This window comes from Azospirillum fermentarium, from assembly GCF_025961205.1.
Taxonomy (GTDB): domain Bacteria; phylum Pseudomonadota; class Alphaproteobacteria; order Azospirillales; family Azospirillaceae; genus Azospirillum; species Azospirillum fermentarium.
In genome coordinates this window covers 863,054-886,414 of sequence record NZ_JAOQNH010000003.1, presented here as the reverse complement: position 1 = coordinate 886,414, position 23,361 = coordinate 863,054, and the positions used below count along the sequence as shown (strand labels likewise).

The 23,361-nt window shown below is 71.1% G+C and carries 19 protein-coding genes and 1 riboswitch; of the genes, 14 read left to right on the top strand and 5 right to left on the bottom strand.

Annotated features, from left to right (window positions below; translation table 11 throughout):
- Window positions 1–94 precede the first annotated feature (94 nt).
- Window positions 95–1,009 (bottom strand): hypothetical protein, encoded by a 915-nt coding sequence (locus tag M2352_RS24110; protein ID WP_264667074.1) that lies wholly within the window; start codon window positions 1,007–1,009, stop codon window positions 95–97.
- 248 nt (window positions 1,010–1,257) lie between these two features.
- On the opposite strand from M2352_RS24110, the gene M2352_RS24105 reads away from it, so the two are divergent.
- Window positions 1,258–4,590, top strand: a complete 3,333-nt coding sequence (locus tag M2352_RS24105) for a transglutaminase family protein (RefSeq protein WP_264667073.1) — start codon at window positions 1,258–1,260, stop codon at window positions 4,588–4,590.
- 124 nt (window positions 4,591–4,714) lie between these two features.
- Complete coding sequence (locus M2352_RS24100) at window positions 4,715–5,089, top strand: hypothetical protein (protein WP_264667072.1); 375 nt, start codon at window positions 4,715–4,717, stop codon at window positions 5,087–5,089.
- Window positions 5,090–5,196: 107 nt separating this feature from the next.
- Here M2352_RS24100 and M2352_RS24095 read toward each other — a convergent pair whose 3' ends face one another.
- A complete protein-coding gene (locus M2352_RS24095) occupies window positions 5,197–6,609 on the bottom strand; it encodes a porin (protein WP_264667071.1) in 1,413 nt (470 codons plus the stop codon).
- Window positions 6,610–7,065: 456 nt separating this feature from the next.
- Window positions 7,066–7,293, top strand: a riboswitch (cobalamin riboswitch).
- Window positions 7,294–7,420: 127 nt separating this feature from the next.
- On the opposite strand from M2352_RS24095, the gene cobW reads away from it, so the two are divergent.
- From cobW to cobJ, 6 genes are read left to right on the top strand one after another with little or no spacing between them, the layout of a single operon-like run.
- Complete coding sequence (gene cobW, locus M2352_RS24090; protein WP_264667070.1) at window positions 7,421–8,458, top strand: cobalamin biosynthesis protein CobW; 1,038 nt, start codon at window positions 7,421–7,423, stop codon at window positions 8,456–8,458.
- A gap of 6 nt (window positions 8,459–8,464) precedes the next feature.
- On the top strand, window positions 8,465–12,043 hold the full coding sequence (cobN, locus tag M2352_RS24085) for a cobaltochelatase subunit CobN (RefSeq protein ID WP_264667069.1): 3,579 nt from the start codon (window positions 8,465–8,467) through the stop codon (window positions 12,041–12,043).
- Window positions 12,040–13,377 carry a precorrin-3B synthase gene (gene cobG / locus M2352_RS24080; RefSeq protein WP_264667068.1) on the top strand — a complete coding sequence of 446 codons (1,338 nt, stop codon included), beginning with the start codon at window positions 12,040–12,042 and terminating at the stop codon, window positions 13,375–13,377. The genes cobN and cobG overlap by 4 nt, the downstream gene beginning before the upstream one ends.
- Before the next feature lie 26 nt (window positions 13,378–13,403).
- Entirely contained in the window at window positions 13,404–14,042 is a 639-nt protein-coding gene (locus M2352_RS24075; RefSeq protein ID WP_264667067.1) for a precorrin-8X methylmutase, read from the top strand.
- Window positions 14,039–14,779, top strand: a complete 741-nt coding sequence (locus M2352_RS24070; protein ID WP_264667066.1) for a precorrin-2 C(20)-methyltransferase — start codon at window positions 14,039–14,041, stop codon at window positions 14,777–14,779. The genes M2352_RS24075 and M2352_RS24070 overlap by 4 nt, the downstream gene beginning before the upstream one ends.
- The gene (gene cobJ, locus M2352_RS24065) at window positions 14,776–15,549 is read left to right on the top strand and encodes a precorrin-3B C(17)-methyltransferase (RefSeq protein WP_264667065.1); all 774 of its coding nucleotides are present in this window, start codon (window positions 14,776–14,778) and stop codon (window positions 15,547–15,549) included. The genes M2352_RS24070 and cobJ overlap by 4 nt, the downstream gene beginning before the upstream one ends.
- Here cobJ and M2352_RS24060 read toward each other — a convergent pair.
- A complete protein-coding gene (locus M2352_RS24060) occupies window positions 15,534–16,364 on the bottom strand; it encodes a cobalt-precorrin-6A reductase (RefSeq protein ID WP_319802066.1) in 831 nt (276 codons plus the stop codon). The two genes, cobJ and M2352_RS24060, sit on opposite strands and share 16 nt — an antisense overlap.
- Here M2352_RS24060 and cbiE point away from each other — a divergent pair.
- From cbiE to cobM, 3 genes are read left to right on the top strand one after another with little or no spacing between them, the layout of a single operon-like run.
- Entirely contained in the window at window positions 16,363–17,583 is a 1,221-nt protein-coding gene (cbiE, locus tag M2352_RS24055) for a precorrin-6y C5,15-methyltransferase (decarboxylating) subunit CbiE (protein WP_264667064.1), read from the top strand. The genes M2352_RS24060 and cbiE overlap by 2 nt on opposite strands.
- The gene (locus M2352_RS24050) at window positions 17,568–17,957 is read left to right on the top strand and encodes a cobalamin biosynthesis protein (RefSeq protein ID WP_264667063.1); all 390 of its coding nucleotides are present in this window, start codon (window positions 17,568–17,570) and stop codon (window positions 17,955–17,957) included. The genes cbiE and M2352_RS24050 overlap by 16 nt, the downstream gene beginning before the upstream one ends.
- Window positions 17,958–17,980: 23 nt before the next feature.
- On the top strand, window positions 17,981–18,766 hold the full coding sequence (gene cobM, locus M2352_RS24045) for a precorrin-4 C(11)-methyltransferase (protein WP_264667062.1): 786 nt from the start codon (window positions 17,981–17,983) through the stop codon (window positions 18,764–18,766).
- On the opposite strand, the gene M2352_RS24040 is transcribed toward cobM, so the two are convergent.
- Window positions 18,733–19,890 (bottom strand): cobalt-precorrin-5B (C(1))-methyltransferase, encoded by a 1,158-nt coding sequence (locus M2352_RS24040; protein ID WP_264667357.1) that lies wholly within the window; start codon window positions 19,888–19,890, stop codon window positions 18,733–18,735. The genes cobM and M2352_RS24040 overlap by 34 nt on opposite strands.
- On the opposite strand from M2352_RS24040, the gene cobA reads away from it, so the two are divergent.
- The 3 genes from cobA to cobO are packed head-to-tail and all read left to right on the top strand — an operon-like array spanning window position 19,889 to window position 22,620.
- Complete coding sequence (gene cobA, locus M2352_RS24035; RefSeq protein ID WP_264667061.1) at window positions 19,889–20,665, top strand: uroporphyrinogen-III C-methyltransferase; 777 nt, start codon at window positions 19,889–19,891, stop codon at window positions 20,663–20,665. The genes M2352_RS24040 and cobA overlap by 2 nt on opposite strands.
- A 3-nt stretch (window positions 20,666–20,668) precedes the next feature.
- Window positions 20,669–22,021 (top strand): cobyrinate a,c-diamide synthase, encoded by a 1,353-nt coding sequence (locus M2352_RS24030; protein WP_264667060.1) that lies wholly within the window; start codon window positions 20,669–20,671, stop codon window positions 22,019–22,021.
- Window positions 22,018–22,620, top strand: coding sequence for a cob(I)yrinic acid a,c-diamide adenosyltransferase (cobO, locus tag M2352_RS24025; protein ID WP_264667059.1), 603 nt, complete (start codon window positions 22,018–22,020; stop codon window positions 22,618–22,620). The genes M2352_RS24030 and cobO overlap by 4 nt, the downstream gene beginning before the upstream one ends.
- A 78-nt stretch (window positions 22,621–22,698) precedes the next feature.
- Here the strand turns inward: cobO and M2352_RS24020 are convergent, their stop codons facing one another.
- Window positions 22,699–23,355, bottom strand: coding sequence for a 5'-methylthioadenosine/S-adenosylhomocysteine nucleosidase (locus M2352_RS24020; protein ID WP_264667058.1), 657 nt, complete (start codon window positions 23,353–23,355; stop codon window positions 22,699–22,701).
- Window positions 23,356–23,361: the final 6 nt, after the last annotated feature.

Here is a 23,361-nt window from a genome sequence, read left to right as displayed (position 1 = left end):
CCGGAACCGAATGGGAGGAAAAGACTATAAGGACCGCCCAACAGGTGTGCAAGCGCGAACCCGGCCCAGCCCGTATTCCTGCGGTTCGGGCCTGCTACTCGGGAAACGCATCCAGCACGCTCTTCACCGATTTCTGGAAATCGGGGTCGGTGCGGTAGCGTTCCAGCACCGATTTGTCGCGCTGGACATAGAACATCATGTCGGCGCGGCGGGGAAGCTGGCGGATGTTGGGCTTGTCGGCGAGCTGCCCGCTCCAGTCGATGCGGGCCATGAAATAGCAGGCCCGCGCGAACAGCATGAACAATTTGTTCTCCGGATTCATGCGCTCCCGCCGCAGAAGGGCATAGTAGTAGTAATTCCGCCCGTGAAAATAGGCGTCGTAGATCGCCTGCAGCGCCGTAAACCGCTCGTCCGGGGCGCTGATGCGCTTGATCTGGCGCTCCATCTTATAGCCGGAATAGAAATATTCCTTGGCCTCGTTCTCGAACGAGAAAGGGACGCCGCGGTTCTGCCCAAGCTGCTCGCCGTACTTGCGCAGCACGCGGCTCATCAGCAGTTCCAGGAAGCGGCGTTCGGGCGCCAGTTCCTCGGGGATCTGGGGGATGAAGTCGAAGACGGAGCGCAGATGATAGGGATGGCGCACGACCACCGTCCGCCCCCCCTTCTTGCGCGCGCCCGGCTGGTTGGAGGCCAGGGTGGTGGCGGGCGAGATGGAGGCGAGCACCACCCCGATGGTGTCATGAATCTTCCAGCGCAGCCGCATCTGCGCCGGCTGGCGGCCCAGGTGCAGGCCGGCCATGATCCGGCCCAGCCGGCTGCGCCACCCTTCCTTGGGCAGCTTGTGGGTGGGCAGGTCGGCAACCACCAGCGGGCTGCCCAGAACGTCGTTGGTGGGGGGGAGGGGGTTCAGGTTGAAATACTTGCCGATGACCACCCCGCGCCCTGTGGCGCCGGCCTCCATCCCCATACTCCCCTGGTGCATGCTTTCGCGCAGCATGGCCGTGACCATCAGACCGGCTACCCCGATCTCTCTATCGGATCATTCCTTCTCTATCGGGGCAATAGCTTAGAAGACAGAGGAATCCGACGGAAAAAGTGTGGACGTTGGCTTACCGCCCGTTGTGGCTGCTTTCGTGCCCTCACCTGTTGCAACGCAGCAACGGGTGGCGGGACCGCGCAAGCCCCCCCTGTGCCGGCCCGCGGTGTAATGCTAACGTTATTGTCGGTTTCGCAGATTATCCGAGAGGGGTATCGGCCATGGCGATTCATGTCGCCCTCAATCATAAGACCATCTACCGATATGACCGGCTGGTGTCCCTGTCGCCGCACATCGTCCGGCTGCGGCCAGCCCCCCATTGCCGCACGCCGATCCTCAGCTACTCGCTGAAGGTGACGCCGAAGAAGCATTTTCTGAACTGGCAGCAGGATCCCCAGTCCAATTATCAGGCCCGCTTCGTCTTTCCGGAAAAGACCCGCGAACTGGTGGTGGAGGTCGATCTGGTGGCGGAGATCGCCGCCATCAACCCGTTCGATTTCTTTCTTGAGGAAAAAGCGCAGACCATTCCCTTTTCCTATGAACCGTGGCTGGAAAAGGAGCTGAAGCCCTATCTGGAAACGGAACCGGTGGGGCCGCTGCTTCGGCAGTACATCGATGCCATCGACCGCACGCCCACCCCGTCCATCAATTTCCTGGTGGCGGTCAACCAGCGGCTTCAGCAGGACATCGGCTATGTCATCCGGCTGGAGCCGGGCATCCAGACCTGCGAGCAGACGCTGGGCAAGCGCACCGGCTCGTGCCGCGATTCGGCGTGGCTGCTGGTGCAGATCCTGCGGCACATGGGGCTGGCGGCCCGTTTCGTGTCCGGGTACCTGATCCAGTTGACCGCCGATCAGAAGGCGCTGGACGGCCCGTCGGGGCCGGAATCCGATTTCACCGACCTGCACGCCTGGACCGAAGTGTTCCTGCCCGGCGCCGGCTGGGTCGGGCTGGACCCCACCTCGGGCCTGCTGGCGGGGGAGGGGCACATCCCGCTGGCCTGCACCCCCGACGCCTCCTCCGCCGCCCCCATCACCGGTGCGGTGGACGAGTGCGCGGTGGACTTCAGCCACGAGATGTCGGTGACCCGCATCTACGAGGCGCCGCGGGTCACCCGGCCCTACACCCCGCAGCAGTGGGCGGCCATCGAATCCCTGGGCCACGCCATCGATGGGGAACTGACCGCCGGCGACGTGCGGCTGACCATGGGCGGCGAGCCGACCTTCGTGTCCATCGACGACATGGACGGGGCCGAATGGAACACCGCGGCCAACGGCACCCACAAGCGCACGCTGGCCGCCGATCTGGTCCAGCGGCTGATGCGCCGCTTCGCCCCCGGCGGGCTGCTGCACCACGGGCAGGGCAAGTGGTACCCTGGCGAATCGCTGCCCCGCTGGGCCTTCACCGCCTATTGGCGCAAGGACGGGCAGGCGCTGTGGAACAACGCCGACCTGCTGGCCCGCGAGGACACCGACTACGGCCACACCACCGAGGATGCCGGGCTGTTCCTGGTCTCGCTGGCCAAGCGGCTGGGCATCGACCCGGCGCTGGTGCTGGCGGCTTATGAAGACCCCTGGCACTACCTGCGCCGCGAGCAGGAGCTTCCCGTCAACGTCGATCCGCTGGACAGCAAGCTGGAGGACGCGGAGGAGCGGGCGCGGCTGGCCCGCGTGTTCAGCCGTGGCCTGAGCGAGCCGGTGGGCTTCGCCATGCCCATCAACCGCCGCATGACCACCCAGGGGCCGGTGTGGCTGTCCAGCACATGGCCGCTGCGCCAGGAACGGCTGCTGCTGATCCCCGGCGACAGCTCCATGGGCTTCCGCCTGCCGCTGGGGTCGCTGCCGTGGGTGTCGGAATCCGATTACCCCTATGTGGTCGAACAAGACCCCTTTGACGAGCGCCCGCCGCTGCCGCCCAACCAGGTGCCGCTGCGCCAGCGTCCGTTCGAGGGGCCGAAGCCCGGCCCGCGCGAAATGCGCGTGCGTCAGGCCATGGCCGAGGTGCGCACCGAGATCCCCGAGCACGGCAAGTCGGCGTGGTGGGTGGTGCGCACGGCGCTGACGTGCGAGGCGCGCCAGGGCCGCATCTATCTGTTCATGCCGCCCATGGGGCTGCTGGAAGACTACATCGCCATGGTCCAGGAGATCGAGGCGACGGCGCTGGAGTTGGACATGCCGGTGGTGATCGAGGGGTATCAGCCCCCCCGCGACCCGCGCATCAGCCAGTTGGCGGTCACCCCCGACCCCGGCGTGATCGAGGTGAACATCCACCCCGCCCATTCGTGGGACGAGTTGGTGCGCAACACCACCGACCTTTATGAAGAGGCGCGGCAGGCGCGGCTGGGCACCGAGAAGTTCATGATCGACGGTCGCCATTGCGGCACCGGCGGCGGCAACCACGTGGTGATGGGGGCGGCCACCGCCGCCGACAGCCCGTTCCTGCGCCGGCCCGACCTGCTGCGCAGCATGATCACCTACTGGCAGAACCACCCGTCGCTGTCCTACGTCTTCTCCGGCCTGTTCATCGGCCCGACCAGCCAGGCCCCGCGGGTGGACGAGGCGCGGGACGATTCCCTCTATGAACTGGACATCGCCTTCGGCAAGCTGGACGAGGCGGCGGCGATGGGCCAGTGCCCGCCGTGGCTGGTGGACCGGGTGCTGCGCCACCTGATGGTGGACGTGCAGGGCAACACCCACCGGGCGGAATTCTGCATCGACAAGCTCTATTCCCCCGACAGCTCCACCGGCCGGCTGGGGCTGCTGGAGTTCCGCGCGTTCGAAATGCCGCCGCACGCGGAGATGAGCCTGACCCAGCAGCTTCTGATCCGCGCGCTGATCGCGCGGTTCTGGAAGCACCCGTACAAGGGCAAGCTGGTGCGGTGGGGTACCGACCTGCACGACCGCTTCATGCTGCCCTATTTCGTCGAACAGGATCTGGCCGACGTGCTGGCCGACCTGCGCGAGCATGGGTTCCCGTTCGACGAGGCGTGGTTCAAGCCGCACACCAACTTCCGTTTCCCCGTCTATGGCCACATCGTCCAGCGGGGCATCACGGTGGAATTGCGCATGGCGCTGGAGCCGTGGCACGTGCTGGGCGAGGAGCCGGGCGGCGGCGGCACCGTGCGCTATGTGGATTCGTCGGTGGAACGGGTGCAGGTGCGTCTGGCCGGGCTGGTGGGCGACCGCTACGTGGTCACCTGCAACGGCCGCCGGGTGCCGCTGATCCCCACGGGGACCGAGGGCGAGTTCGTCGGCGGCGTGCGGTACCGCGCGTGGCAGCCGCCGTCCTGCCTGCACCCGACCATCCCGGTGCACACGCCGCTGGTGATCGACGTGCTGGACACCTGGGTCGGGCGGTCGGTGGGGGGCTGCACCTATCACGTCATGCACCCCGGCGGGCGCAGCTACGACACCTTCCCCGTCAACGCCAACGAGGCGGAAGGCCGGCGTCTGGCCCGTTTCTACCCCTTCGGCCACACCCCCGGCCCGATGACCGTGCCGCCGGAGGAACGCAACCCGCAGTTCCCCATGACGCTGGACCTGCGGCGACGCTGATCCCGCGGCGGTACGCCGCGTGGTGAAAAACCCTCCCCCTCATTCCGGGGGAGGGTTTTTTCATGGCGCTCCCGGAAAAGCGGTGTATCCTGTTCCCGTTATATTCACATCGGGAGTTCGGTGGATGACGACGGAAGCGTTGCGGGTGTCGCCCATGATGGTTCTGCCCGAGATTGGTGAGGCGGTGGCGCGGTGGAGCGCCATGGGCTTTTCGGTGACGGAGTCGGGCGATCCCGACTGTGTCGGCATGGCGGCGGGCGACACCTGCCTGTTGCTGGTGGGCCGGCGGCTGGCGGAACGGGAATACGGCCTCGCCGTGGCGTCGCGGCTGGAGGGGGCGACGGTGCCCTATGCCTACGTCCGCTCCCTGGACGCGGCCTTGTCCACGGTGGCGCCGGAGTCGGTGCTGACCGTGGCCGAGACCTCCTACGGCACCCGCGAAGCCGTGGTGGCCTCCGCCGGCTCCCTGTCGGTCCTGGTCGAAAAGCGGGTCATGTAAAAAGACTGAAGGGTCCGGGGCGGTCGCCCCGACGCGAAAAAAAGGGGGGCCGGCATTGCTGCCGCCCCCCAGTTTTTCGTGCCGTCGGATGGAGACGCCCGCCGCACTCAGAAGAACAGGATGGCACCCAGCGCGATGGCGTCGGAGTTGGCCTCGTTGCCGCCGTGGGCCTTTGACGTGGTGTTGGTGTATTCGCCCACCAGCGACACCCAGTCGGTCAGGGCGTATTTGGTCTGGAACGCCCACGAGCTGTTCTTCTTCACCAGCGTGGGGTTCACTTCGCCGCCGGCCAGATCCAGGTTGCTCTCGCCGTAGCTGACGCCCAGCGTCAGCTTGTCGATGGGCTTCACGGTGCCCTGGACATAGAAACCGTCGCTGTCGCGCTTCTTGCCGGCGGCGGTGGCCGACAGGATGAACAGGCCGGTCGTGCCGATGCCTTCACCCGTGTAGTAATAGCCGGTCAGGGCGGCGGGGCCGTAGCTCAGCTTGGCGCCCATGTCGAAGCCGGTGCCGGTGTAGCTGGCCTGGGCGCCGGTCTGGTCGTGCTTTTGCGTGATGAAGCCGCCCCACAGGTGGCCGGTGGCCCCGCCCGCGGTGAAATCATAGGTCAGCTTGCCCTGGAAGCCGGGGGAATCGTTCACTTCCGTGCTGCCCGCCGTGACCATGGGCGTGAACACGCCCGCCGAGGCGGCAAAGCCGGCGAAGGTGGGGGTGGTGTAGGTGATCTGCGGCTGGAAATCGGTGTAGATGTAGCCCAGACCGATGCGGCCCAGCGAGGTGTTGCTGGGGTTGCTGTTGGCCGACGCCGTGCCCACGCCCAGCAGGGTCATGTCGTTGAGGATGGCGTCCGACCCGAACAGGCCGATGTCGCGGCCCACCTTCAGCTCACCCAGGCTCTTGTGCGCCACGGTCAGGTAGGTCTGGCGGAAATCGGCGCCGGAGGTGGTGAGCGCCTGGGGCTGGCCGGCGGAATTGGCGCCGCCGTTCCACGTCACGCTGTTGATGCCGGGGTAGATGCCGAAATGGGCGCCCAGGTCGAAGCCTTCCTGGGTGGTGGTGACGTCCACCTTCAGATAGCCGGGCAGCAGGCCGTTGCGCACGGACGAGCTGTTGCCGTTGGTGTTGACCACGCCGCCGGTCACCGCGGTGCGGGGGCCGCTGTCGCCGGAATCATGGACGTAGAAGCCGTTGATGGAGCCGGACAGCTGGATGTTCACATCCCCCACCTTCAGCCCCAGACCCTTGTCGGCCTTGCGCACGATGGTCTTGTCGTCGGCAACCGCCGCGGCCTTGGCCGCCTGCACCTGGGCGTCGGCCTGGGCCTTGGCATCGGCTGCGGCGCGGGCGGTCTCCACCTGATGGCGCTGGCTCAGCGTGTTGAATTCGCTGTTGGTCAGCACGCCCTTGGCGCGCAGGTGGGACAGCAGATCCTCGGTGGTGTCGGCCAGGGCCGGGGCGGCAAGTGCCAGCGTCAGGGCAACAGCACTGCTGCCCAGCATCACGATGTTACGCGCATTCATGGTATTCTTCCCCCTGGTTGGCCGGCGGTGTGGCGCCGTTTCCTTCAAGCAAAACCTGCCCGTTCCCGGAAAATCTTCTTTTTAAAGATTCGTCCGTGACTCGAAAGAATCGCCTTTTTCTGCGGCGATCGGCGGCGGACTCTAGGGATGATTCGGTTGTTTACAAATAAGACTTGGGTCTCATTGGTGGGCTTCGTGTGCCGGTGCGAGAACGCTTATTGTGCGAAGGAAGGATTTACAGCCATGTTCAGGCTGGCCCGGCTGGGGGAACGGGGCAAAAAACGGTGTGTTTGGCCAATACGCCTGCGGATTGACATCTCATCCGTTCGTTCACCTTTGGGTTTGGGCGGTGCGGTAGGGTGGAGCGGGGCGGGGCTATGGGGGATGATGGCGTCTCCTCCCTTCGGGGCATGACGCGGGCGGGTGGCGGCTTGTAAATCGCTCACGACCCTGCGATGCTGCGGCCCTTCCGATGGTGCCCCGCGCCATCCGCCGGTCTGGACGGTGCGGGGGTAAAAGGGAACGCGGTGCGGGGCGTCTTCTCCCCCCAAGGCCGCGGCTGCCCCCGCAACTGTGTGCGGCGAGCCATCCCCCGGATGCCACTGGTCCCCTGATGGGGCTGGGAAGGCGGGGGACCGGCGATAACCCGCAAGCCAGGAAACCTGCCACCGGACCGGTCCCGCCCAACGGGGGCCGGACCCATCACATCTGTCCGCCGGGTGGGCGGGGAAGGAAGGTTTGCGATGCACGGCATGACCGGGGGCGCCGTTCCCCCGCCCGATCCCCCTTTTTCTTGCAAAGGATAAGACCCATGCCGGCTTTGCCGTCGAAGATTCCCGCCACCGTCATCACCGGCTTTCTGGGGGCGGGCAAGACCACGCTGATCCGGTCGCTGCTGGAACAGGCCGGCGGGCGGCGTCTGGCGCTGATCATCAACGAATTCGGTGACGTGGGCGTGGACGGCGGCATCCTGCGCGCCTGCGGCGTGCCCGCCTGCACCGAGGACGACGTGATCGAGCTGGCCAACGGCTGCCTGTGCTGCACCGTGGCCGACGATTTCGTGCCGGCCATCGAAAAGCTGCTGGCCCGCGCCGAGCCGCCGGAACACATCATCATCGAAACCTCGGGCCTCGCCCTGCCCAAGCCGCTGGTGAAGGCGTTCAACTGGCCCGCCGTGCGCACCCGGGTCACCGTCGATGGGGTGGTGGCGGTGGTGGATGCCGCGGCGGCGGCCGAGGGCCGCTTCGCCCCCGACGCCGCGGCGCTGGCCGCCCAGCGCGCCGATGCCGGCACCGTGGACCACGAAACCCCGGTGGAGGAGGTGTTCGAGGATCAGTTGCTGTGCGCCGACCTGATCGTGGTCAGCAAGACCGATCTGGTGGACGGGGCCGGGCTGGCCAAGGTGGAGGAGCTGATCCGCGCCACCCTGCCGCGGGACGCCAAGATCGTTCACGGCCCCCATGGGCGTGCCGACGCCCGCGTGGTGCTGGGCATCGGTGCCGCGGTGGAGGACGACCTCGCCAGCCGTCCCAGCCATCATGAGACGGAGGAGGACCACGACCACGACGACTTCACCAGCTTCGTGGTCGAACTCCCCGACCAGACGGACGCCGAGGCGCTGGCCGCCCGCGTGGCGGTGGTGGCGGCGGCCCACGGGGTGCTGCGGGTCAAGGGCTTCGTCCATGTGCCGGGCAAGCCCATGCGGCTGCTGGTCCAGGGGGTGGGCGTGCGGGTGCAGACCCATTTCGACCGCTTCTGGAAGCCGGAGGAGGAACGCCGCAGCCGGCTGGTGGTGATCGGGGAAACCGGGCTGGACGTGGCCGCGGTGACCAAAGCGCTGGTGGAATAAGACCCCATGCACCTTTTGGCCGCCCGGCAGGATGACCTGACCGCCGAACCGCAGGCCGTGGACCTGGAACTGTCCCCGGCGGATCTGGTGGTGCTGTCCTTTTCCGACAGCGACCTGTCGGCGCTGGCCGCCGCGTGGCGGACCCGGCGGGCGGACTTGCCCACGCTGCGGCTGGTCACTCTGGCGCGGCTGGGGCACCCGCTGTCGGTGGACCTGTTCATCGACCGGGTGATCCGCCCGGCCCGCGGCGTGGTGCTGCGGCTGCTGGGCGGGGCCGGCTATTGGCGCTATGGCCTGGAACGGGTGGTGGCGGTGTGCCGGGAACAAGGCATTCCGCTGGCCGTGCTGCCCGGCGATGCCCGCCCCGACCCGACGCTGGAGGGGTGGAGCACGGTGCCGGCGGATGCCGTGTCCCGGCTGTGGCGCCTGTTCGTGGAGGGGGGGCCGGACAACGCCGCCTCGCTTTTGGGCTATGCCGCCACGCTGGCCGGGCATCCCGCCCCCTGGGCCGAGCCGGCGCCGGTGCCGCGCTTTGGCCGGTACGCGGGCTGGGCGGGCCGGGTGGAGGATGGCGGGCCGGTGGCGGCGGTGGTGTTCTACCGCTCCCACCTGCTGGCCGGCGACGTGGCGCCGGTCCACGCCCTGGCCGACGCCTTGGCGGAGCGCGGCCTGACGCCGCTGCCGCTGTTCGCCGCCAGCCTGAAGGAGCCGGAGGCCGCCGCGTGGGTGGCCCGGACCCTGGTCGAGTCCGGGACGGCGGTGGTGCTGAACGCCACCGGCTTTTCCGCCGTGCCGCCGGGGGGCGCCGGCTCGCCGCTGGACGCCGCGGGTGTGCCGGTGCTTCAGGTGGTGCTGTCCACCGGCACCGAGGCCGGGTGGGCCGGGGCGGTGCGCGGGCTGGGGCCGGCGGATCTGGCCATGAACGTGGTGCTGCCGGAAATGGACGGGCGCATCCTGACCCGCGCCATCGCCTTCAAGGCCGAGGCCGAAACCGACCCCGATCTGGAATTCGCCCCCACCCTGATCCGCCCGGTGCCCGACCGGGTGGCGTGGGCCGCCGATCTGGCCGCGGCGTGGGTGCGGCTGGCGGCCACCCCGCGCGGGGAGCGGCGGCTGGCGCTGGTGCTGTCCGACTACCCCGGCCCCGGCGGCGGGGTGGGCCGCGCGGTGGGGCTGGACACCCCGGCCAGCGCGGTGGGGATTCTCAACACCCTGCGGGACGCGGGGTACGCCGTCGCCGACGTGCCGGTGCATGGTGCGGACCTGCTGGCCTCCCTGACCCCGGCGGGGGACGCGGGCGTCTATCTCGGCCTGTCGGCCTACCGCCGTCTTGCCGATGGGGAGGCGCTGGCCCGCATCACCGCGGCGTGGGGGGAACCGGATGGCGACCCGCTGGCCGACGACGGCGGCTTCCGTTTCCGTGTGCGCCGCTGCGGGGCGGTCACCGTGGCGGTGCAGCCCAGCCGCGGCCATGGGCCCCTGACCACCGCCCAGCACCACGATCCCGATACCCCGCCCAGCCACGGCTATTACGCCTTTCACCTGTGGCTGCGGCATGTGGCGGGCATCCACGCGCTGGTGCAGCTCGGCGCCCACGGCACGCTGGAATGGCTGCCGGGCAAGGCGGTGGCGCTGTCGGCCACCTGCTGGCCGGAGATCGTGGCCGGGCCGCTGCCCATCCTCTACCCCTTCATCGTCAACAATCCGGGGGAGGGGGCGCAGGCCCGCCGCCGGCTGGGGGCGGTGCTGATCGGCCACCTGACCCCGCCGCCCATGCAGGCCGGGCTGCACGGCGGCCTTGCCGATCTGGAAGCGGCCATCGACGAATACGCCCAAGCGTCGGGCATGGACCCGCGGCGGCTGGGGCTGCTGCAGGAGCGCATCACCGATCTGGCGTGGCGCACCGGGGTGGCCGCCGACTGCAACCTTACGCCATCCGACGACCCGGCGGAGGTGCTGAACCGGCTGGACGCCCATCTGTGCGACGTGAAGGAGATGCAGATCCGCGACGGGCTGCATGTCTTCGGCACACCGCCGGCGGAGGAGTCCATCGCCCGCCTCGCCGCCGCCGTCGCCCGCTTCCCCCATGGCGGGGGGGAGGGGGCGGGCATGGCGCTGCCCCGCGCCCTGGCGCTCGACCTCACGTTGGATGAGACGGAACACCGCGCCGCCCTCGATGCCCGCGCGGTGGCGCTGGTGGCGGGAACCGAAACGCTTGATCCCGCCTGGATCCGCACGGCGGCGGTGCTGGAGCGGGTGCGCACCACCCTGCTGCCGGCCATCGCCGGGTGCGGGGCGGCCGAGCGGGCCGCCCTGCTGGCCGGGCTGGACGGGCGCTTCGTGCCGCCGGGGCCGGGGGGATCGCCGGCCCGCGGGCGCGCCGACACCCTGCCCACCGGGCGCAACCTGTTCGCGCTCGATCCCCGCGCCGTGCCGACCCCCACCGCCTGGGCGCTGGGGTGGAAGGCGGCGGACGCGCTGCTGACCCGCCATTTGCAGGATCACGGTGATTGGCCCCGTGCGCTGGTGGTGGACGTGTGGGGCACGCCGACCCTGCGCACCGGCGGCGACGAGCTGGCCCAGGCCCTGGCGCTGCTGGGCGTGCGCCCGGTGTGGGAGGGGGGATCGGGCCGCGTCACGGGTTATGAGATCATGCCGGCGGGGCTGCTGGGCCGCCCGAGGGTGGATGTGACGCTGCGCCTGTCCGGCCTGTTCCGCGACGTGTTCCCGCAGCAGGTGGCGCTGTTCGACCAGGCGGTGCGCGCCATCGCCGGGCTGACCGACGAGGGACCGGACGTCAACCCGCTGGTTTCTGCTGTCGCCCGCGACGTGGCCGAACTGACGGCCCAGGGGATGGAGGCGGAGCACGCCCGCCGGCTTGCCACCGCCCGCGTGTTCGGCGCGGCACCGGGGGGCTACGGCACGGCGCTGGCCGGGCTGCTGGCCTCGGGCGACTGGTCGGGCCAAGGGGATTTCGGGCGGGCCTATCTGGACGGCGGCTGCCATGCCTATGGCCCCGGCCTGGACGGGGTGGCGCTGCCGTCGCTGTTCCGCCGCCGGGTGGGCGGGGCGGAGGCGCTGGTCCACCATCAGGACCAGCGGGAACACGACCTGCTGTCCCACGACGGCTATGCCCAGTTCGAGGGCGGGTTCGCCGCCGCCGCCGCCTCGCTGGGCGCCGATCCGGCGCTTTATCACCTGGACAGCGCCGAACCCGACCGGGTAACCGTCCGCACGCTGGGGGAGGAGCTGGCCCGCGTGCTGCGGGGCCGCGCCGCCAACCCGCGCTGGATCGCCGGCATGATGCGCCACGGCCCGGCGGGGGCGGCGGACATCGCCGCGGCGGTGGACACCCTGTTCGCCTTCGCCGCCTCCACCCGCGTGGTCAAAGCGCATCACTTCGACATCCTCTATGATGCCTATGTGGAGGATGACCGGGTGCTGGATTTCCTGCGCACCGCCAACCCTGCCGCCGCCCGCGCCATGCTCGACCGCTTCGCCGACGCCATGGCGCGGGGCCTGTGGCACCCCCGCCGCAACGCCGTGGGCGACGACCTGCGCCGTTTGAGAGAGGAGGCCGCATGATGATGGCCGCATCCCCCGCCCAACCCCGCCGCCGCGGCTATTGCCCCGGCGTCCTGGCGCCCATGGAGGTGGGCGACGGGCTTTTGGTGCGCGTGCGCGTGCCCGCCGGCATCCTGACCGCGGCCCAGGCCCGGCGGATCGCCGCCCTGGGGCGGGAACTGGGCAACGGGCTGGTGGACCTCAGCCACCGCGGCAATCTCCAGCTTCGCGGGCTGGACGCGGACGGGCTGCCGCCGCTGTACGCCGCCCTGGAATCCCTGGGCCTGCTGGCCGCGGATGTGGAGAGCGAGGCGGTGCGCAACGTGCTGACCGCGCCTGCCGCCGGGCTGGACCCGCAGGGGTTCGACGTGCGTGCCGCCGCATTGGCGCTGGATGCCCGGCTGGCGGCGGATGCGGCGGTGCGGGGGCTGACCCCGAAATTCGGCTGGCTGGTGTGCGGCGGCGGGGTGGGGCACCTGGCCGACAGTTCCACCGACGTGCGGTTCGACGCCGTGGCGGACGGCGCCGGTTTCGCCTTCCGCGTGGCGCTGGGCGGCACGCTGGCGACGGCGGTTCCCATCGGCCTGTGCGCCCCGGCGGGGCTGCCCGCGGTGGCGGCGGCCATCGCGCGCACCTTCATCGCGCTGCGTGCGGCGCGGGACGGCGCACCGCGGCGCATGGCCGGGCTGGTGCGCGAAACCGGCGCCGGGGCGTTCGCAGCCCTGCCCGGACTGACGCCGCTGGCCGATGCGGCCCCGCCGGTGCGCGCCCCGCGGGCGGTGCTGGGCGTGCAAAGCGGCTGGCTGGGCGTGGCCTTCCCCTTCGGGCGGCTGGATGTGGACCGGCTCGACGCCCTGGCCGGGCTGGCGGAGCGGCAGGGATGTGGGGAGATCCGCCTGACGCCCTGGCGCGCGCTGCTGTTGCCCGGCGTGGCGGATGGAACCGAGATTGCGGCGCTGGGCGGCGTGCTCGACCCCGCCGACGTGCGGCTGCGGCTGACCGCGTGCAGCGGGGCCGGCGGGTGCGACGTGGGCACCACCGACACCCACGCCGACGCGCTGGCCCTGGCGCGCCGGGCACCGGCCCTGGCGGCGGCGGCGGGGGCGGTGCATGTGTCGGGCTGTTCCAAGGGCTGTGCCCACCCGGCCCCGGCGGCGGTGACCCTGACCGCCAGGGCCGGGCGCTACGGCGTGGACATCAACGCCGCCGCGTCCGGCGCCGCCCGCTGGCCGGACCTGTCCCCGGCGGAAGCCGTGGACAAGGTGGCGGCTCTTGATGCTCTCTACCGTCAAAGAGCGGAACCGGGGGTGGGGGCGGAAGCGTTCCTGGCAACCCTGGCGCCCGCCGATCTCTAAAAGAAGAAACCAAGGACGTACCACCCGTGTCAGCCCCCACCTACGACTACATCCGCGACGGCGCCGCCATCTACCGGCAGTCCTTCGCCACCATCCGGGCGGAGGCGCGCCTGGACCATCTGCCCGACGACCTCAAGGCGGTGGTGGTGCGCATCATCCATTCCTGCGGCATGGTCGAGGTGGCGGAGGAGATGATGTTCTCCCCCGGCGTGGGGGCATCCGCCCGCACGGCCCTGCGCGCCGGGGCGCCGATCCTGTGCGACAGCGAGATGGTGGCCCACGGCATCACCCGTGCCCGCCTGCCCGCCGACAACCCTGTCATCTGCACCCTGCGCCAGCCCGAGGTGCCGGGTCTGGCGCAGGAGATCGGCAACACCCGCTCGGCGGCGGCGCTGGAGCTGTGGCGGCCCCATCTGGCCGGTGCGGTGGTGGCGGTGGGCAACGCGCCCACGGCCCTGTTCCGCCTGCTGGAGATGCTGGCCGACGGCGCGCCGCGCCCGGCGGCGATCCTGGGTTTCCCCGTCGGCTTCGTCGGCGCGGCGGAAAGCAAGGACGCGCTGGCGGAAAACCCCTTCTCGGTTCCTTATCTGGCCATCCGGGGCCGGCGTGGCGGGTCGGCCATGGCGGCGGGGGCGGTCAACGCACTGGCGAGCGACGCGGAATGAGCACCTCCCTTACCTCCCCCGGCACTTTGTACGGCATCGGCACCGGGCCGGGCGACCCCGAACTGTTGACGCTGAAGGCGGTGCGGGTGCTGCGGTCCTGCCCGGTGGTGGCCTATTTCACCAAGCGCGGCGGGTCCGGCAACGCCCGCCGCACGGTGGACGCCCACATGACCGGCACGCAGACCGAGGTGCCGATGGTCTATCCGGTCACGGTGGAACTGCCCCCCGACCACCCGGATTACAGCCGCCGGATCGAAGCCTTCTTCGACGACTCCGCCGCGGTGCTGGCCGGGCATCTGGCCGCCGGGCGCTCGGTGGCGGTGCTGAACGAGGGCGACCCGTTCTTCTTCGGCTCCTTCATGCACCTGTTCTTCCGCCTGTCGGGGCGGTTCCCGACGCAGGTGGTGCCGGGCGTGACCTCGGTATCCGGGGCGGCGTCGCTGCTGCCGCGCCCGCTCAACATCCGCGACGACGTGCTGTCGATCATCCCCGGCTCGCTGAACGAGGCGGCGCTGACCGCGGCGCTGACCCGCGCCGATGCCGCGGTGGTGATGAAGCTGGGCCAGAACCTGCCCAAGGTCCGCCGCGCGGTGGAGGCCGCGGGCCTGGCCGAACGCGCGTGGTACGTGGAGCGCGCGACCATGGAGGAACAGCGGGTGATGCCCTTCCGCGACGTGCCGGACACGGCCCCCTATTTCTCCATGATCGTGGTGCCGGGCGTGGGGAACCGCGGATGAGCGGCGATACCCAAGGCTGGATCAGCATCGTCGGGCTGGGGCCGGGCACGCCGGACTGGCTGACGCCGGAAGCGGTGCGGGAGTTGGAACAGGCCACCGATATCGTCGGCTACGGCCCCTATGTGGACCGGGTTCCCCCCGGACCCCAGGTGCGCCACGCGTCGGACAACCGGGTGGAGATCGACCGCGCCCGCCACGCGCTGGACATGGCCGCCGACGGGCGGCGGGTGGCGGTGGTGTCGGGGGGCGACCCCGGCGTCTTCGCCATGGCCGCCGCGGTGTTCGAAGCGCTGGAGGCCGGCACCGACCCGCGCTGGGCCGCCGTGCCCATCCGCGTGTGCCCCGGCATCTCGGCCATGCAGGCCGCCGCCGCGCGGGCCGGGGCGCCGCTGGGGCACGATTTCTGCGCCATCTCCCTGTCGGACAATCTGAAGCCGTGGGATGTGGTGGTGCGCCGGCTGCGGCTGGCGGCGGAGGCGGATTTCGTCATCGCCCTCTACAACCCCATCTCCCGCGCCCGCCCGTGGCAGTTGGGGGCGGCGTTCGACGCGGTGCGCGCGATCCGTTCGCCCGACACGCCGGTGATCCTGGGACAGGCCGTCGGGCGCCCGGACGAACGGCTGACGGTGGTGCCGCTGGGCGATTGCGACCCGGCCATGGCCGACATGCGCACCGTGGTCATCATCGGCGCCTCCCACACCCGGCTGGTGCCGCGGGGGGAGGGGGAAACGCCGTGGGTCTACACGCCGCGCTCCTACAAGGGGGGCTGATGCCCGGCCAGCCCCTCCAGCCACGCCAGGGCGTCCGCCGGGCTGTGGACCACCGCGGCCCCGCTCGGCGGCGGGCGGGTGACCATGACCACGGGGATGCCGCGGCGCCGGGCCGCCTCCAGCTTGGCCGCCGTGGCGGTGCCGCCGCTGTTCTTGGACACGATCACGGTGATGCCGTGGGCGCCGATCAGCGCCTCTTCCCCCTCCACCGTGAAGGGGCCGCGGTCCAGAATCACCGTGGCGTGGGGCAGGGCCGGCATGGGATCGGGGGGGTCCACCGCGCGGATCAGGTAATGCACGTCGGGTGCTGCTTCGAACGGGGCCAGTTCCTGCCGGCCCACGGTCAGGAACACGGTGCCCGCGGCCCCGCGCACGGCGTCCGCCGCCGCGGCCATGGTGGGCACGCCGGTCCAGCGGTCGCCGTCGCCGGCCTCCCACGGCGCGCGGGTCAGCACCAGCAGCGGCACGCCGGCCTCATGGCAGGCGGCGACCGCGTTGGCCGAGATGCGGGCGGCGAACGGGTGGGTGGCGTCCACCACCGCACCGATGCCATTGGCGGTCAGGTACGCGCGCAGGCCCGCCACGCCGCCGAACCCGCCGATGCGGGTGGGCAGGGGGGGCAGCACCGGCTGGGCCGTGCGCCCGGCCAGCGACACCAGGGCGTCGATGGCCGCATGGCCGTTCAGGCGCCGCGCCAGGGCCGAGGCTTCGGTGGTGCCGCCAAGGATCAGGGCCTTCATCATGGGCTGGTAACCGCCGCTGGGGGTGGGAATGGGGATGCATAGCACAAAGCCGCCCGCCGGGGGGCCGCTCATGACCCGCTGGCTGACCATCGCCGGCATCGGCGAGGACGGGTGGGACGGCCTGTCCCCCGCTGCCCGCGCCGCCGTCACCGGGGCGTCGCTGGTGATCGGCGGTGCGCGCCACCTGTCGCTCATCCCACCCCAGGACGGGCAGGAGCGCATGGCGTGGCCCTCGCCCCTGGCGGACGCCTTTCCCGGCCTGCTGGCCCGGCGGGGGCGGGACGTGTGCGTTCTGGGCAGCGGCGATCCCTCGTGGTACGGCATCGGCGCCACCCTGTCGCGGCTGGTCCCGGCGGACGAGATGCGGGTGCTGCCGGCCCCGTCGTCCTTCAGCCTTGCCGCCGCCCGGCTGGGCTGGCCGCTGCAGGATGCGGTGTGCCTGACCGTCCATGGCCGCCCGCTGGAACTGGTCATCCCCCACCTGCACCCCGGCGCCCGGCTGCTGGTGCTGAGCTGGGACGGCACCACGCCGGCCAAGCTGGCAGCACTGTTGTCCGCCCGCGGCTTCGGCCCCAGCCGCCTGACGGTGCTGGAGGCCATGGGCGGCGCGCGGGAGCGGATCACGTCCTTCCCCGCCGCCGCGGCCCCGGCGGACGCGGTGGCCGACCTCAACAGCATCGCGGTGGAGGTGGCGGCGGAGCCGGGCGCGCGGGTGATCCCGCTGGCCCCCGGCCTGCCCGACGACTGGTTCGACCACGACGGCCAGATCACCAAGCGGGAAATCCGTGCGCTGACCCTGTCGTTCCTGGCGCCCCGCCGCGGGGCGCTGCTGTGGGACGTGGGGGCCGGGTCGGGGTCGGTGGGCATCGAATGGATGCTGTGCGACCCTACGTGCCGCGCCATCGCGGTGGAGGGGCGGGGGGACCGCTCGGGCCGTATTCCCGTCAACGCCGCGGCGCTGGGCGTGCCGGGGCTGGAGCTGGTGGTTGGTTCGGCGCCGGAGGCGCTGGCCGGGCTGCCGCGGCCCGACGCGGTGTTCATCGGCGGCGGCCTGACCAACGGCGGCGTGGTGGATGCCTGCTGGGCGGCGTTGAAGCCCGGCGGGCGGCTGGCCGCCAACGGCGTGACCCTGGAAACCGAAGCGGCCCTGACCGACTGGAAGAAGCGTCTGGGCGGTGATCTGGTGCGCCTGTCGGTGGCCCGCGCCCAGCCGCTGGGGAGCTTTCTGGGGTGGAAACCGCTGATGCCCATCACCCTGTGGACGGTGGAGAAACCGTGGGACGCACCATGATCGCCATCGGTGTCGGCTGCCGCAAGGGCTGCCCCGCCGCCGCCATCGTGGCGCTGGTGCGGCGTGCCCTGTCGGCCCTTCCGCCCCGCACGGGATGGGGACGGGCCGTGCTCGCCACCGCGGCGCGCAAGCGGTACGAGCCGGGCATCCGGGCGGCGGCGCGCCGGCTGTCACTGCCGCTGATCATCGTCCGCGATGGCGCGCTGGCGGCGGCCCAGCGGCGCACCCACACCCGTTCGGCCCGGGTGGCGGCGCTGGTGGGCGTGCCGTCGGTGGCGGAAGCGGCGGCGCTGGCCGCGGTGGGGTGGCACGGGCGGCTGGCCGTCACGCGGATGAACACGTCCGCCGTCACCTGTGCTATTGCGTTCGGTTGAGAGCATTGATCGGGTATTAGGCCATGACCGTCCACTTCATCGGCGCCGGACCGGGCGCCCCCGACCTGTTGACCTTGCGGGGCCGTGACCTGATCGCTGCCTGTCCGGTGTGCCTCTACGCCGGGTCGCTGGTCCCGCGGGAGATCATCGCCTATGCGCCCGCCGACGCCCGCGTGATCGACACCGCGCCCATGGCGCTGGACGACATCATCGCCGAGATGGTCCGCGCGACCGAGGCGGGACAGGACGTGGCGCGCCTTCATTCCGGCGACCTGTCGGTCTACAGCGCGCTGGGGGAACAGACCCGGCGCCTGCGGGAACTGGACATCCCCTACACCATCACCCCCGGCGTCCCGGCCTTCGCCGCCGCCGCCGCCGCGCTGGGCCGGGAGCTGACGTTGCCGGAGGTCAGCCAGTCGCTGATCCTCACCCGCACCTCGGGCCGCGCCTCGGCCATGCCGCCCAACGAGACGCTGGAGGTGATGGGACGGTCGGGCGCCACGCTGGCCATCCACCTGTCGATCCATGTGCTGGATGACGTGGCGGCGCGGCTGACGCCCCTGTACGGCGCCGGATGCCCCGCGGCGGTGGTCTACCGCGCGTCCTGGCCCGACCAGCGGGTGGTCAAGGGCACGCTCGCCACCATCGCCGCCCTGGTGGCCGAAGCACCCATGGAGCGCACCGCCCTGATCCTCGTCGGCCCGGCGCTGGGGGCGGAGGATTTCCGCTGCAGCGCCCTCTACGACCCCGAGCATATCCGCCGCTATCGCCCCGGTTACCCGGTGGGCGGGTTCCCCGTGGGGGAATGATGGGGGCCTTTCCAGTCCGCCACCCCGGTGACGCGCCCCTGGCGGTCGGTGACGATCACCTCCACCGCCACCGGCGCGCCCTCCAGCGTGTTCAGCGCCGTATCCTGCGCCAGCGCGGCGATGCGGTCCGCCAGCGGCAGGCCGGCGGCCTCGGCCATCGCCTGCACTTGGGCGGCGGTGTTGGCGGTGCGGGCGGCGGCGACCAGAGCCTCGCCGGCGCCAAGGGCGGCCAGTTGACCGGCGATCCAGTCCAGATCGACGCTGTTGCGCTTGGAATGCAGATCCAGCAGCCCCTGGGCCAGCTTGGAGAATTTGGCGAAGCCGCCGGCCAGCGTCAGCCGCGGCACCGGGTGGCGGCGCAGGTATTTCAACGTGCCCCCGGCGAAATCGCCCATGTCGATCAAGGCCACCTCGTCCAGCCCGTGGCGGGATGCTGCGGCGCGTTCGGACAGGTCGCCGGTGCTGGCCGCCACATGGGAGAGACCCGCGGCGCGGGCCACGTCCACCCCGCGCTGGATCGACGCGATCCAGGCGGAGCAGGAATAGGGCACCACGATGCCGGTGGTGCCCAGGATCGACAGCCCGCCGACGATGCCCAGCCGCCCGTTCATGGTGCTTCTCGCCAGCGCCTCGCCGTTGGGGATGGAGATCTCCACCACGAAATCCCCGCGATTGCCCGCCGCCTCGTGAATGGTTCGGGCGATCATGGCGCGGGGCACGGGGTTGATGGCCGGTTCGCCCACCGGCAGCGGCAGCCCCGGACGGGTCACGGTGCCGACACCTGTCCCGGCGCGGAAGCTCAGGCCGCTGCCGGGCTCCCCCCGCCAGACCCGCGCGCGGATCAGCGCGCCGTGGGTCACGTCGGGATCGTCGCCCGCGTCCTTGACCACGCCCGCCGCCGCCCAACCTTCTCCCCGGTCCGTCCAGGCCAGGGTAAAGGCCGGGCGCTGGCCGCCGGGCAGGGTGACCGTCACCGGATCGGGGAAGGCCCCGGTCAACAGCGCCTCTACCGCCGCCCGCGTGGCCGCGGTGGCACAGGTGCCGGTGGTCCAGCCGCGCCGTAACGCCGTGCCGTCCCCGCCGTCCGTCCCGTCCCCGTTCTTGTCCGTCGAGCCTTCCGTCATGATCCACGCGGCCCCCATTCCCGAGAGCATCCAGGTTCCCTTCGCGCCGGGCAGCGTCTGGCTGGCGGGGGCCGGCCCCGGCGACCCCGGCCTGTTGACCCTGCTGGCCCTGCAAGGTCTACGCGATGCCGACGTGATCGTCCACGACGCGCTGGTCGATCCCCGCATCCTGGCCCTGGCCGGGCCGGACGCGGTGCTGGAATTCGCCGGCAAGCGCGGCGGGCGCCCGTCGGCCCAGCAGGACGACATCAGCCGCCGGCTGGTGGAACTGGCGCAGGAGAACAAGCGGGTGCTGCGGCTGAAGGGCGGCGACCCCTTCGTCTTCGGGCGCGGGGGGGAGGAGGCGCTGACGCTGGCCCAGGCCGGCATTCCCTTCCGCATCGTGCCGGGCATCACCTCGGGCATCGCCGGCCCGGCCTATGCCGGCATCCCGGTCACCCACCGCGACAACAATCAGGCGGTGATCTTCGTCACCGGCTATTCCCTGGGCGGCGGCCCGGACTGGCGGGCGCTGGCGGCGACGGGGGCGCCGCTGGTGCTCTATATGGCATGGCGGGCCATGCCGGGCATCGCGGCGGACCTGATGGCCGGCGGGCGTGACGCCGCCACGCCCGTCGCGGTGATCGCCGAGGCGACGACGGAACGGCAGAAGGTGTTGGAAACCACGCTCGGCACCTGCGCCGCCGACATGGCCGCCAGCGGTCTGGAGCCGCCGGCCATCATCCTGGTCGGCGACGTGGTGGCCCTGCGGTCGCAACTGGCGTGGCGGGGGTGAGGCATGAGTGAAGGGGGAACGGGGCCGGCCCGCGGCATCATCATCGCCGCCCCGGCATCGGGCACCGGCAAGACCACGCTGACGCTGGGCCTGCTGGCGGCACTGTCGGCACGCGGGGTGAAGGTGGGGGCGGCCAAGGCCGGGCCGGACTACATCGACCCCGCCTTCCACGCCGCGGCCACCGGGCGGCCCAGCTTCAACCTCGACAGCTGGGCCATGGCGCCCGCTCTGCTGGACACCCTGGTCCACCGGGTGGAGCAGGGGGTGGATCTGGTGGTGTGCGAAGGGCTGATGGGCCTGTTCGACGGCGTGCCGGCGGCGGACGGATTCCCCACGTTCGGCAGCGGGGCCACCGCCGACATCGCCGCCCGCACCGGCTGGCCGGTGGTGCTGGTGGTGAATGCCAAGGGGCAGTCGCAATCCGCCGCAGCATTGGTCAAGGGCTTCGCCACCTACCGTGACGGCGTGCGCATCGGCGGGGTGGTGCTGAACAACGTGGGCAGCGCCCGCCACGCCCGCCTGTGCGGCGATGCCATCCGCGCGCTGGGCATCCCGGTGCTGGGCAACCTGCCGCGCGACGCCTCCCTGTCGCTGCCCGAACGCCATCTGGGACTGGTGCAGGCGGGGGAGACGCCGCAGCTTGACCGCCACCTGCGCGAGCTTGGCGATTTCGTCATGTCCCATCTGGACGTGGCCGCCCTGATGGATCTGGCCCAGCCCACCCGCACGGCCCGCGGGCCGGGCGACCCGGCGCTGCCGCCCATCGGCCAGCGCATCGCCGTGGCCCGGGATGCCGCCTTTACCTTCGCCTATCCCCACCTGCTGGACGGCTGGTGGCGGGAGGGGGCGGAGCTGCGCTTCTTCTCCCCCCTGGCCGACGAGGCGCCGCCGGAGGATGCCGACGCCGTGTATCTGCCCGGCGGCTACCCGGAGCTTCACGCCGGGCGCCTGTCGGCCTGCGCCACTTTCCGCGGCGGGCTGACGGTGTTCGCCCGGACCGGCACCGTCTATGGCGAGTGCGGCGGGTACATGGTGCTGGGGGAGACGCTGGAGGATGCCGAGCGGGTGATCCACCCCATGACCGGGCTGCTGTCCCACCGCACCTCGTTTGCCCGGCGGCGGATGCATCTGGGCTACCGCCGCGCCGTGCTGCAGGCCGACGGGCCGCTGGGGCGGGCGGGGGATGCCCTGCGCGGGCATGAATTCCACTACGCCACCGTCACCGATCCCGGCACCGATGCGCCGCTGTTCACCGCCACCGCCGCTGACGGCACCGATCTGGGGATGCTGGGCGGGGTGCGGGGCCGGGTGTCGGGATCGTTCTTCCACATCATCGCGGCGGAGCCGTCAGCATGAGCGAACAAGACCGTCTGCACGCCGAAAAAATGGCGAAGATCAAGGCCGCCCGCGACCGCATGATGGCGACCAAGACCATCGAAAAGGGGCTGCTGATCGTCCACACCGGCACCGGCAAGGGCAAATCCACCGCCGCCTTCGGCATGGTGATGCGCGCCATCGGCCACGGGATGAAGGTTGCCATCATCCAGTTCGTGAAGGGCAAGTGGGACACCGGCGAACGGGTGGTGCTGGAAGCCTTCCCCGATCTGGTCACCATCCACGCCCACGGCGAGGGGTTTTCGTGGGAAAGCCAGGACCGTCAGCGCGACATGGCGGCGGCGGCGGCGGCGTGGAACTCCGCCAAGGCCGCCATCGCCGACCCGGACGTGCGCATGGTGGTGCTGGACGAACTCAACATCGTGCTGCGCAACGACCATCTGCCGCTGGACGAGGTGGTCGCCGTGCTGAGCAACCGCCCGGCGGACACCCATGTGATCGTCACGGGCCGCAACGCCAAGCCCGAACTGGTCGAGGCCGCCGATCTGGTCACCGACATGACCCTGGTCAAGCACCCGTTCCGGGCCGGGGTGAAGGCTCAGGCCGGGATCGAGTTCTGATGTTGGAGAGCGGGGCTGCCGCCCCGGCCCCGCTTGGAGGCTGACGCCTCCAAACCTCCCCCCTTTTTATCAATAAAATCAAAGGGGGTTCGGGGCATCGCCCCGAACGGGTTTGGGCGGTCGCCCAATGATCCCCCCATCCAGCGCCCGCTTCACAAGCTCCAGCGCGTCCGCCAGCTTTTCGTCGATGACGTGCAGGTATTCCGTCCAGTCGGTGATGTGGGTCAACTCCTCCGTGCCGTCCGAGATGCCCCGCAGCCCGACCATGGGCACGCCGTATTTCTGGCAGGCGCGCCAGACGGCGTAGGTTTCCATATCGACCATATCGGCGCCGATGCCGTCGTACCCCGCCCCCGACACGATGTTCGCCCCGGTGGAGAGCGTCGCCTCGGCGATGCCGGGGATGCGGTGGGGCAGGGGGACCACCGCGGGCAGGTCCAGCAGCGGGGTACACCCCTTCTCGAACCCCAGCGGCGACACGTCCATGTCGCGGTACGAGATGGCCGTCACCTGAAAGATGCCGGTCTGGGGCAGGGTGCGCGACCCGGCGGACCCCAGGCTGACCACCAGCGTGGGCAGATCGTCGTTCGCGGCGCGCCGGGCCAGTTCCGCCGTCAGGTTCACCCCCGCCTCCACCGGGCCGATGCCGATCAGGATGGGGGCGATGCGCGCCTTCAGGCAGGGACCGTATTCCGCCGGGGCGGCCATGGCGAACAGGACGGAGGAATCGAACACGTCAAA